Here is a 12,137-nt window from a genome sequence, read left to right as displayed (position 1 = left end):
CCTTTTATACTATACCGCAACTTTAAAAATAATAGGAAACCAGTAATATTCAATCGTTAATATTAAGTGAAAGTTGCCTTGTAAACCACATGATTTTATATTTTTGAGAACATAAATACTAAAATCAAACATGAAAAAACTACTCATCTTATCTACAGCTGTTGCTATGATAGCTTGTAAAGAAACGCCTAAAGTTGATTATGCGCTTATTGGCGGAACCATTACAAACTTTAAAACCAATACTAAAGTAACAATTAATACACCTGACGGTTCGGTTAAAGAAGATTTAATGGTTGCAGATAACGGCACCTTTACGGACACTTTAAATACCAATAAGAACCTTTACGCGCTATACGACGGAAAGACACCTATTTACCTTTACGTAGAACCAGGTTTCAACCTAAATATCAATTACGATATTAACGATGTTCAAAATTCCTTGGCTATTACAGGAAAAGGTGCTGAAATTAACAATTACTTAATTGCTAAAAGAAAAGAAGAAGGTGAATTATTCGGTAATCCGAGAGAGACATATCAACTAAATGAAGCGGATTATAAAACAAAAATAGCCACAGTAAAAGAAGAACTTACAAAACTTCTTAATGAAACTACTGGACTTCCGGAAGCCTTTAAAGCAAAAGAATTAAGAAACATTAATTATTTCTATTTGAGTCTTCATAATAACTATGAAAACGCCCATCGTGCATTAACTCAAAATCCAACATTTAAGGTGTCTGATGATTTTCTGAAAGAATTAGATAATGTAGATTTTTCTAATATAGAAGATTTTAAATATTCTACCTACTATAAAAATTTAGTATCAAATCATTACGGAAAACAAGCACAGGAATTAGCAGAAAAAGATGCTATAGATTATAGTATAGCTTACTTAAAAACAATAGCTCCAATTACAACTCCAGAAATGAAAAACACGTTAGCTTTCGAGTTCGCAGACCAATACATAGGTCGCGCAAAGGATGTTGAAGCGTTTTATAACTTATACATTGATAACTCAACAAACGAAGAAAACAATGAGGTTATTAAAGAGAAGTACAATAAGTTAATGGCTTTAGCTAAAGGAAAACCTTCTCCAAACTTTACCGATTATGTAAATTATGAAGGTGGTAAAACATCGTTAGCTGACTTAAAAGGAAAATATGTTTACGTTGATGTTTGGGCTACCTGGTGCGGACCATGTAAACGTGAAATTCCTTTCTTAAAAGAAGTTGAAGAAAAATTTCATGATAAAAACATTGAATTTGTAAGCATCTCAATCGACCAACAAAAAGATTTTGAAAAGTGGAAATCTATGGTTGCTGAAAAGGAACTTAAAGGAGTTCAGTTATTTGCTGATAGCGACTGGAAATCATCATTTGTTCAAGAGTATCAAATTAATGGAATTCCTCGTTTCATCTTAATCGATCCGAATGGAAATATCGTTAACTCAAACGCTCCAAGACCTTCAAATCCTGAATTAACAGAATTATTTACGTCTTTAGACATTTAATTCCAACTTATATACTATTAAAAAAGGCAGCTGTAAAGCTGCCTTTTTTAGTTTTGCTTATTATTTATTTTGTTTGTTCTGCTTGCTGAACTTGTTCTGGTTTTTGAAACAAATCTAAAAAAGCTTCTCCAAGGTAGTTTATAACATGACTGGCAACTAAACTTTCATAGCCATAATCTTCAACAGCAATATCTGCTGATTTTCCATGTAAATACACACCAAAAACAGATGCAATCAACGGATCATACCCCTGAGCTATTAATCCTGTAATTATTCCTGTTAACACATCGCCACTCCCAGCTGTTGCTAACCCAGGATTCCCTGTAGAATTAATATAAAGTTTGTCTTGATAAACAGTAATGGTATGAGCGCCTTTAATAATTACAATAACATTATATTTTTTTGAAAAGGTTTTCACTTTATTAAGCTTATCGAAATCGTCCGTCCACCCCCCAATTAATCGTTCTAACTCTTTAGGATGCGGTGTTAAAACTGTTTCCGGAGGTAAAATCTTTAATAACTCTGGGGCTTTAGACAATATATTTATACCATCAGCATCAATTACCAAGGGTGTTTTGTTTTCTTTAAAAAACACTTCCAAAGCATTGATTGTTGGTGTTGCTGTCCCAATTCCTACACCCAAACCGATAACCGTAGGCTTAATCACAAAAGAAATATTCGTGATTTTCTCCTCATTTTTATCAGTTATTACCATCGCTTCCGGAAATCCAGATTGCAAAGGTATATAGCCACATTTTGGAACATAAGCCGTTACCAATCCTGAGCCCACCGTAAGGGCTGCTTTACTGGCCAAGGTTACCGCGCCAATCTTTCCGTAGCTTCCTCCAATAATCAAACTATGTCCAAAACTTCCTTTATGTGAAAACTTATCTCTAGGTCTATATAATGGTATAACTTCATTTTTTCCAATTAAATTAGCTTCGGTTTCTGTTTCAAAAATATATTGTTGATCAAACCCAATGTCTAATACTTCCCATTGGTCTGTATATTTTGCTGTTTCAGGTAAAAAGAACACAAGCTTTGGCGTGACAAAACTTAAGGTATAATTTGCTTTCACGACACACAAATCACTTTCAGGCACTTTATTGGTTTGCAACCCCGAAGGAATATCAACCGATAAAGTAAAGGCTCTTGACTCATCAAAATGTTTAAATAATAATAATACCCACTGGTGTATTGGTCGATTTAATCCAATACCGAAAACGGCATCAACAATAATATCCTTCTCTCCTATATCAGGAAAGTCATCACCTTCTTTTAGTAATGTCGGCCAGACTTTTGTAGACTGCTTAATTCTGTCGTAATTAATTAAGAAATCTTTAGAACGTTTATCACTGTAATTAACGATATAGGTTTTCACATTATAACCATCGTGAATAAGATGCCTTGCCAATACCAGACCATCCCCGCCATTGTTACCTATACCACAAAATATATGAATGGGTACCTGGGCCCCCTGCATTCGCTGATGAAACCAATTGAAAATAGCTGTACCGGCACGCTCCATAAGATCTGCAGAGCTTATTTGCTGCCGCTCTACAGTCAACCGATCACCTTCATAAATCTGTTCATTTGAAAATATTTTCATTTATATCTTTATCGTTTGTAAGTTGCTTCTTTTAAATTCTCTTAATATTATCTTAAAATTTATTTATTAAATTTTCATTTCTTAATTCCTTTCGTGAATTTTATTAAATGAAAATCGACTCAATGTAAGAATACTGTAAAAAAAATCAATTTGTTTTTTTATACCATTAAAAATAATACTTTTGAAACATACTATTACAGAAATAATGAATCTTTTAACCCAAAATATGAGTACAACACATCCTTTTTCTTCAAAAGGATACACTACTATTTTTGGTACAACTACAATTATTACAACCCCTTGGGGTTACTAATTATATATTCTTCAGGCTCATTTTGTAATTTCAACAATTACAACCAAACAACATATTTAACCAAACAATCAATTTATTAAAACATGAAAGTTTTAAAATTTGGAGGAACATCTGTAGGTTCATCGAAAAACATCAACAACGTTATAGATATATTAGAAAACTATTCTAAAAAAGATACAATCACATGTGTGGTATCGGCTGTTGGTGGTATTACAGACAAATTGCTTCTAGCTGGCAAACAAGCACAAAACAAAGACCAACAGTATATAGATACATTCAACCTGATTAAGGACATTCATTTTAACATTATTAATGAACTTAATTTAGGGGATAGTTCTGCAATTATCGCCTTTGTAGACGATAAGCTGAATGCACTTAAAAGCTTATTAGATGGTATCTTTTTAATCAATGAATTATCGCCAAAAACATCAGATAAATTGGTGAGTTTTGGTGAATTATTATCATCTTATATCATTGCTGAAACGATGAAAAATCGTGGCATTTCAGCAGATTCTAAAAATTCACAGGAACTAATCGTTACAAATTCGAACTTCACAAAAGCTGAAGTTAAATATGACGTAACTAATAAAAATATTCAGGATTATTTTAATAGTGCTTCACAGCAAATTACTATTCTTCCAGGATTTATTTCTAAATCTAAACTAGGAGAGCAAACGACTTTAGGTCGTGGAGGCTCAGACTTTACTGCTGCCATTGTAGCGGCCGCTTTAAAAGTAGAGCAATTAGAAATCTGGACCGATGTAAGTGGTATGTTTACCACAAATCCAAAACTGGTAAAACAGGCCTACCCGATTGAAAAAATATCGTATCAGGAGGCTATGGAATTGTCTCATTTTGGAGCGAAAGTATTATACCCGCCAACCGTTCAGCCGGTATTAGATTTAAATATTCCAATACACATTAAAAACACATTAGATCCTGAAGCTGCAGGCACTGTTATTTCTAACGACGATGCCCCTGTAAATGGTTCCGTAGTAAAAGGAATTAGTAATATTGGAAACATTGCCTTAATTACTTTACAAGGGAGTGGTATGATTGGTATTCCTGGATTTTCTAAACGTTTATTTGAAACCCTATCCCAGGAAAAAATTAATGTTATCCTTATAACCCAAGCTTCATCAGAACATTCTATTTGTTTAGGTATTGATGAAAGTGATGCCGATTTAGCAAAAACAGCTATCGATGCGACATTTGAGAATGAAATTCAACTGCATAAAATCGATCCAATTATTGTTGAAAAAGGACTTTCAATCATTGCTTTAGTTGGAGATAATATGAAGAACCACCAAGGCATTAGTGGTAAAATGTTTAGTGCCTTAGGAAAAAACAATATCAATATTAGAGCCATTGCTCAAGGCGCTTCAGAGAAAAACATCTCTACCGTAATTGCTGAAAAAGATGTAAAAAAAGCATTGAATACCTTACATGAACAGTTCTTTGAGTCTAAAACCAAGCAACTTAACGTCTTCATCACAGGTGTTGGTAATGTTGGTGAAAAATTGGTGGAGCAAATCAAACAACAACGTAAATATTTAAAGGAGAATTTAAAAATCAATTTACGTGTTGCTGGTTTATCGAATTCAAGAAAAATGATTTTCGACGAGGATGGTATTGATTTAAGTAATTGGAAAGAGCAACTTGAAAGTGGAGAACAGGCTTCTTTAGACGGTTTCTTTGAAAAAACAAAATCACTAAACTTACGCAACAGCATTTTTGTAGATGTGACAGCTAATAAAGACGTCGCTTTTCTTTATGAAAAATATTTACGTCAAAGTATAGGCGTTGTTGCTTGTAATAAAATTGCTTGTTCCAGCGATTATGAGAATTATAAGTTACTAAAACGTTTATCTCTAAAATATAATGCGCCTTACTTATTTGAAACCAATGTTGGTGCTGGATTACCAATCATCGATACACTCAACAACTTAGTAGCATCGGGAGATAAAGTAACATCTATCCATGCAGTATTATCAGGAAGTTTAAACTTTGTATTCAATAACTTTAACGATACCACTAAGTTTTACGATATTGTAAAACAAGCTGGCGCTGAAGGCTATACTGAACCAGATCCAAGAATTGATTTAAGTGGTGTAGACGTGGCTAGAAAAATTTTAATTCTTGCCAGAGAAAGTGGTTTTGAAATGAATTTAGAAGATATTGAAAACATACCTTTCTTGTCGGAAGCCGGTTTAAAAAGTGATACGGTAGATGATTTTTATGAAACCTTAATAGCTGATGAAGACCATTACCAAGCGCTGTATGCTTCAGCGAAAGCCAAAGGATGTCAGTTAAAATATGTTGCTCAATTTAATAATGGTAAAGCTAGTGTAAGCTTACAGGAAATTCCAAGCGATCACCCATTTTACAATCTAAAAGGAAGTGATAATATCGTAATGTTCTATACTAACCGCTATGCGAACCAACCCATGATTATTAAAGGTGCTGGGGCCGGTGCTGATGTTACCGCTTCTGGTTTGTTTGCCGATATTATAAGAATTGGAAATAATTAATTGTTATCTGAATAGAAATAGTCAAACTCTAAAACTAAACCAGATGACATTACACAAACAAAATTCCAGCTTTTGCTCTAGTGCTGCTGAGAACTATTTATTAGAAAAAATGAACGAAATAAGAATATTTTCACCTGCCACTGTGGCCAATGTAGCTTGTGGTTTCGATGTGTTAGGCTTTTGCCTGGACAGTGTTGGAGACGAGATGGTTATTCGTAAGGTTGAACGAAAAGGGATTCATATCACGAACATTGAAGGATTCGATTTACCATACAAAGCTGAAGAAAATGTTGCCGGTGTTTCTGCTCTAGCCATGTATGACGCTATCGATGTTGATTATGGCTTCGAAATTGAAATTTACAAAAACATAAAACCTGGAAGTGGCATTGGTAGCAGTGCCGCAAGTGCTGTTGGTTCTGTATTTGGTATGAATGAGCTTATCGGTCGTCCGTTTAACAAAACACAGTTAACCGAATTTGCTATTAAAGGTGAAGCTTTAGCTAGTAAATGCGAACATGCCGACAACCTAGCTCCTGCTATGTTTGGTGGTTTTACCTTAGTGAAAAGTATTAGTCCGTTAGAGATTTTAGAAATCCCTTCGCCTCAAGATTTATACGCTACTATCATTCATCCGCAAATTGAAATTAAAACCTCTGAAGCCCGTGCTATCCTTCCAAAAGAAGTAGCATTAAGTAATGCCATTACACAATGGGCAAATTTCGGAAGTTTAATTCATGGGTTACATACCAGCGATTATGGTTTAATTCAACGTTCATTAAATGATGTCATTGTGGAGCCATACCGAAGTCAATTGATTCCACATTACAACGAAGTCAAACAAGCTGTAATCTCTGCAGGTGCTTTAGGCGCTGGCATTTCAGGATCTGGCCCTTCAATATTTTCTTTAAGTCAAGGCTTAGAAACTGCAGAAAAGGTAAAAGATGCAATGAGTCAAGTCTACGCGAATACAGACATCGATTTCGATATCCACGTGACTAAAATTAACACCTCAGGAATTAAAGTATTAAACTAACTATTCATCATTAATTTGATAATACAATGAACTATTACTCATTAAATCAACAAGCACCAAATACATCTTTTAAAGATGCCGTGATAAAAGGATTGGCTCCTGATAAAGGCTTATATTTCCCAGAAAGTATAACGCCGCTCCCAAAGTCCTTTTTCGATACTATTGATAATCTATCATATTCTGAAATTGCTTTTGAAGCCATTAAGCAATTTGTCTCTCCGGAAATTCCTGAAGATACTTTAAAAACCATTGTTGAAGAAACATTGTCTTTCGATTTCCCTGTGGTGAAGTTAAATGATAACATTTCTACGCTTGAGTTATTTCACGGGCCAACCATGGCCTTTAAAGATGTTGGTGCACGTTTTATGGCGCGTTGCTTAGGCTATTTTAACCAGAATAACGACAAAGAAGTTACTGTTTTAGTAGCGACATCTGGTGATACTGGTGGCGCTGTAGCCAATGGCTTCTTAGGGGTTAAAGGTGTAAATGTGGTTATTTTATATCCTAGTGGAAAAGTGAGTGATATTCAGGAAAAACAATTAACTACACTCGGGCAAAATATTAAGGCATTAGAGGTTAACGGGACGTTTGATGATTGCCAGGCGATGGTAAAAACAGCGTTTTTAGATGAAAGCTTAACGAGCCAAATGCAGCTAACATCGGCTAACTCTATTAATGTCGCTAGATGGTTACCACAATTATTCTATTTTATGTTTGCCTACAAGCAATTACACAAGCAGTATAAAGATATTGTCTTCTCAGTACCAAGCGGAAACTTTGGTAACATCTGCGCAGGAATGATGGCGCAACAATTAGGTTTACCCATCAAACATTTTGTAGCCTCAAACAACGCTAATAATGTTGTAACTCGTTATTTAATTTCTAAGTTATACGAACCAAAACCATCGGTGCAAACCATTAGTAACGCCATGGATGTTGGTGCTCCTAGCAATTTTATTCGTATTCAAGAGATTTACAAAAATGATTTTGAACATTTAAAAGAGAATTTGTCGTCTTTTAGTTATTCTGATGAAGAAACGAAAGAAGCGATGCTGGAAATGTATAAGAACTACAACTACGTTGCCGATCCTCATGGCGCTGTGGGGTATTTAGGTTGTAAAGATTATTTAAAAGAACAACCTGATGCACATTGTGTGTTTTTAGAAACTGCACACCCAACAAAATTCTTAGATGTAGTTGAAGAGGTTATAAAAGAAAAACAACCATTACCGGAGCAAATTCAAGATGTAATGGATAAGAAAAAGGAATCTTTAGTTATTTCTACTTACGATGATTTAAAAAATTTCCTTTTAAAATAATACCAACAAGCGTTTCAAAAGTGAAACGCTTTTTTTTGCTCCAAAGAATACCTTTGAATGTTTATATTTACCCCTCAAACTAAAACTTTCAAAATATTCTACTTAAAATCAACCATGAATTTTAAACAACTTTTACCCCTAACCTTATCTATTGCCTTATTCGTTTCCTGTGGTAAAACCAATAAAAATCAAGACAAAACTAAGGTCATAGCTAAGCGACCCAATATCATCTTTATCATGTCCGATGATCATGCTTATCAAGCCATAAGTGCGTATAGTGATAAGCTAACCACAACTCCCAATATCGATCGCATAGCTAACGATGGAATTTTATTTACCAATGCCTCGGTTACCAACTCTATATGTGCGCCTTCCAGAGCAACAATCCTTACCGGTAAGCACACACATATTAACGGAAAAATAGATAACCTGTCCCCTTTTGACACGACTCAGATTACATTCCCACAATTATTTCAAAAGGCGGGTTATCAAACCGCAATGTTTGGAAAACTTCATTTTGGAAACAGTCCCAAAGGAGTCGATGAATTCATGATTCTTCCGGGACAAGGTAATTACATCAACCCTGATTTTATTACCACAACCGGAGAAAGAGTAAACAAAGAAGGCTATGCGACAGATATCATCACAGATATGTCTATTGAATGGATGGATAAAAAGCGTGACACCACAAAGCCATTCCTACTAATGTATCTGCACAAAGCCCCACATAGAGCCTGGTGGCCTAAACCGGACAAATTTAAGGCTTATTCAAAACGAAGCTTCCCTGAGCCTGAGTCTTTATTCGATGATTATACCAATAGAGGAACAGCAGCTAAAACTGCAGAGATGAATATTCTAAATCACATGTTACTCTCTTACGACCTTAAAGTGTTTCCTGAAACTGTTGACGCTTTGGGAGCAAACACCGATAAGAGAAATACAGGCATGTTTAACCATGGTGATTTCTCAAGAATGAATGAAGAGCAAAAAGCCTTGTATATGCCTATTTTAGACGCTATCAATAAAGACTTTAAAGACCATTGGCCTACAATGACGAAAGAAGATAAAATGCGATGGAAATACCAACGTTATATGCAGGATTACTTAGCCTGTATTTCTACAGTTGATGAGAATATCGGTCGTGTTTTAGATTATTTGGAAGAGAACAACTTAGAGGACAATACCATTGTGGTTTATACGTCCGATCAAGGTTTTTATTTAGGTGAACATGGTTGGTTCGATAAGCGTTTTATGTACAATGAATCCTTCAGAACACCTTTAATGATAAAATGGCCAAACCAAATAAAACCTGGAATTACAAGCGATGAAATGGTTCAAAATTTAGACTTTGCACAAACCTTTTTAGAAGCGGCTGGAATTTCAATTCCCAACGATATGCAAGGTGAAAGTTTAATGCCATTACTAACTGGTAAAACCGAAGAATGGACGCGTGATGGCGTGTATTACCATTATTACGAATACCCTGCTGAGCACGCCGTAAAACGCCACTACGGCATTGCTACCAAAGAATTCAAATTAATTCAATTTTATTACGATGTGGATGAATGGGAATTATACGACCTTAAAAACGATCCTAAGGAAATGAATAACGTTTATAATAACCCAGAATATGCCGACACCGTTATAAAACTAAAAAAGGAGTTAGCTGATATGCGTAAAAAATACAAAGACTCTGATGAGTTAGATCAAAAATTTATAGACCGATATAAAGACAAAAGAAATCATCATTAATTTTAAAAAAGGCGTTTCAAATGGAACGCTTTTTTTATTTCAGCATATCAACTAACTTTATATCTCAACTTTTACTCATGAAAACAGAAAAAGAAAAAATGCTTGCCGGCGAACCGTTTGACGCCCATTGCGACGAAATGATTGACATCAGAACTAAAATAAAACACATTCTCCACAAACTTAATGTTACCGAATATTACACCGATAAATTTCAGGATACCATTAATGAATTATGTCCAAACTCAGCCAAAAACATTCACCTAGAACCTCCTTTTCATTGCGATTATGGCGAAAACATTTTTGCCGGTGATGGTGTGTTTATCAATTTCGGAGCTGTCATCCTCGATGGCGCCAAAGTAACTATTGGGAGAAAAACATTAATTGCGCCTGGCGTTCATATTTATACGGCACGACACCCACTTAACATTAAAGATCGACGTGTCTGGGAAGACGTTAGACCCGTAACTATTGGAGAAGAATGCTGGATTGGTGGACACGCCACAATTTGTCCGGGTGTAGCCATTGGCGACCGGTCTGTTATTGGTGCAGGTTCAGTAGTAACTAAAGACATCCCTTCCGATTGTCTGGCTGTTGGTAATCCTGCAAAAGTTGTAAAACAATTAAATCAAGAGAACTAAATGAATTTAACAGATTGGATTGGCTTCGTAGGCGTATCATTAATACTCCTCGCTTATATTTTAAATGTTACCAATAAAATTTCAAATACCCACGTAGCATTTATTCTTCTGAATTTTATTGGTGCATCATCAGCATGTTTAGCTTCCATCCTATTGAATTACTGGCCATTTATTATTCTGGAAGGTGTTTGGGCGTTGGTATCATTACTGACACTTTTCAGATATAGAAAATTAAAATAGTTCATTTTTCATTTTTAGGCATTGAATCTTAAGTTCTTTTTAACTTTTGATAAAAAGAGGGATCTATAAAATTTCAATACATTTGCGGAACAAACTAAAATATTACGTAAATGAAAAATACAGCCTTAACAGAAACTCACGTTGCTCTAGGTGCTAAAATGGTGCCTTTCGCAGGATATAACATGCCTGTGCAATATGAAGGAGTAAATATTGAACACGAAACCGTAAGAAATGCTGTTGGTGTTTTTGATGTGTCTCACATGGGTGAGTTTTTAATTGAAGGTGAACATGCGCTAGCTTTAATACAAAAAGTATCGAGTAACGATGCTGCTAAATTAACCATTGGTAAAGCCCAATACAGCTGTATGCCGAACGATAATGGTGGAATTGTAGACGATTTAATTATTTACAAGATAAAGGACGAGCAATATTTATTAGTGGTTAACGCCAGTAATATTGAAAAAGACTGGAACTGGATTCAATCTAAAAACGATGTAGGTGCTGAGATGCGTAACCTAAGTGATGAATACTCGTTATTAGCGATTCAGGGGCCAAAAGCTATTGAAGCAATGCAAAGCTTAACAAGTCACGATTTATCAGCTATAAAATTTTATTCTTTTGAAGTTGGTGATTTTGCTGGTATCGATAACGTAATCATCTCTGCAACCGGATATACCGGAAGTGGTGGATTTGAAATCTACGTAAAAAATGAAGACGTACAACAGGTATGGGATAAGGTATTTGAAGCCGGTGCCGACTTCGGAATTAAACCTATTGGTTTAGCGGCTCGTGACACCCTTCGTTTAGAAATGGGATACTGTCTTTACGGAAATGATATAGACGACACCACCTCTCCTATTGAAGCTGGTTTAGGCTGGATTACAAAATTCACAAAAGACTTTACAAATTCTGAAGCTTTAAAAGCTCAAAAAGAAAATGGTCCATCACGTAAATTAGTAGCCTTCGAATTAGACGAGCGTGGCATTCCGCGTCAAGGTTACGATATCGTGGATGCTGAAGGAAATAAAATTGGAAATGTAACATCAGGAACCATGTCGCCAAGTTTAAGCAAAGGTATTGGTTTAGGTTATGTACCGACCGAATTAACTTCTGTAGGAAGTAAAATTCACATTCAAATACGTAAAAATGCAGTTCCTGCAACTGTGGTAAAACTACCTTTTTATAAGGCATAAAT

At 35.1% G+C, this 12,137-nt stretch carries 10 protein-coding genes; 9 read left to right on the top strand and 1 reads right to left on the bottom strand.

Annotated elements, in window-relative coordinates; all coding sequences use genetic code 11:
• The first annotated feature begins 130 nt into the window (after positions 1–130).
• Positions 131–1,507: a TlpA family protein disulfide reductase gene (locus tag ICJ85_RS01485; RefSeq protein WP_188221995.1), complete on the top strand. Its 1,377-nt coding sequence runs from the start codon at positions 131–133 to the stop codon at positions 1,505–1,507.
• A 64-nt stretch (positions 1,508–1,571) separates the two neighbouring features.
• On the opposite strand, the gene ICJ85_RS01480 is transcribed toward ICJ85_RS01485, so the two are convergent.
• Entirely contained in the window at positions 1,572–3,116 is a 1,545-nt protein-coding gene (locus tag ICJ85_RS01480) for an NAD(P)H-hydrate dehydratase (RefSeq protein ID WP_188221994.1), read from the bottom strand.
• Between the two features lie 181 nt (positions 3,117–3,297).
• Here ICJ85_RS01480 and ICJ85_RS16640 point away from each other — a divergent pair, with 181 nt between their 5' ends.
• The 8 genes from ICJ85_RS16640 to gcvT all read left to right on the top strand — a co-directional run bounded on the left by ICJ85_RS16640 (position 3,298) and on the right by gcvT (position 12,135).
• Positions 3,298–3,429 carry a hypothetical protein gene (locus ICJ85_RS16640; protein ID WP_262891393.1) on the top strand — a complete coding sequence of 44 codons (132 nt, stop codon included), beginning with the start codon at positions 3,298–3,300 and terminating at the stop codon, positions 3,427–3,429.
• An 83-nt stretch (positions 3,430–3,512) separates the two neighbouring features.
• Positions 3,513–5,960: a bifunctional aspartate kinase/homoserine dehydrogenase I gene (thrA, locus tag ICJ85_RS01475; RefSeq protein WP_188221993.1), complete on the top strand. Its 2,448-nt coding sequence runs from the start codon at positions 3,513–3,515 to the stop codon at positions 5,958–5,960.
• Positions 5,961–6,069: 109 nt separating this feature from the next.
• The gene (locus ICJ85_RS01470) at positions 6,070–6,993 is read left to right on the top strand and encodes a homoserine kinase (RefSeq protein WP_188222459.1); all 924 of its coding nucleotides are present in this window, start codon (positions 6,070–6,072) and stop codon (positions 6,991–6,993) included.
• Between the two features lie 26 nt (positions 6,994–7,019).
• On the top strand, positions 7,020–8,312 hold the full coding sequence (thrC, locus tag ICJ85_RS01465; protein ID WP_188221992.1) for a threonine synthase: 1,293 nt from the start codon (positions 7,020–7,022) through the stop codon (positions 8,310–8,312).
• Between the two features lie 114 nt (positions 8,313–8,426).
• A complete protein-coding gene (locus tag ICJ85_RS01460) occupies positions 8,427–10,064 on the top strand; it encodes a sulfatase family protein (protein ID WP_188221991.1) in 1,638 nt (545 codons plus the stop codon).
• A 77-nt stretch (positions 10,065–10,141) separates the two neighbouring features.
• Entirely contained in the window at positions 10,142–10,702 is a 561-nt protein-coding gene (locus ICJ85_RS01455) for a sugar O-acetyltransferase (RefSeq protein WP_188221990.1), read from the top strand.
• The gene (locus tag ICJ85_RS01450; protein WP_188221989.1) at positions 10,703–10,942 is read left to right on the top strand and encodes a CBU_0592 family membrane protein; all 240 of its coding nucleotides are present in this window, start codon (positions 10,703–10,705) and stop codon (positions 10,940–10,942) included.
• A gap of 110 nt (positions 10,943–11,052) precedes the next feature.
• Complete coding sequence (gcvT, locus tag ICJ85_RS01445) at positions 11,053–12,135, top strand: glycine cleavage system aminomethyltransferase GcvT (RefSeq protein WP_188221988.1); 1,083 nt, start codon at positions 11,053–11,055, stop codon at positions 12,133–12,135.
• Positions 12,136–12,137 lie beyond the last annotated feature (2 nt).

Source organism: Aestuariibaculum marinum, from assembly GCF_014596975.1.
In the GTDB taxonomy this organism is placed as follows: Bacteria; Bacteroidota; Bacteroidia; order Flavobacteriales; family Flavobacteriaceae; genus Aestuariibaculum; species Aestuariibaculum marinum.
Note: the sequence above shows the minus strand (reverse complement) of the source record. Positions and strands in the feature narration are given on the sequence as shown.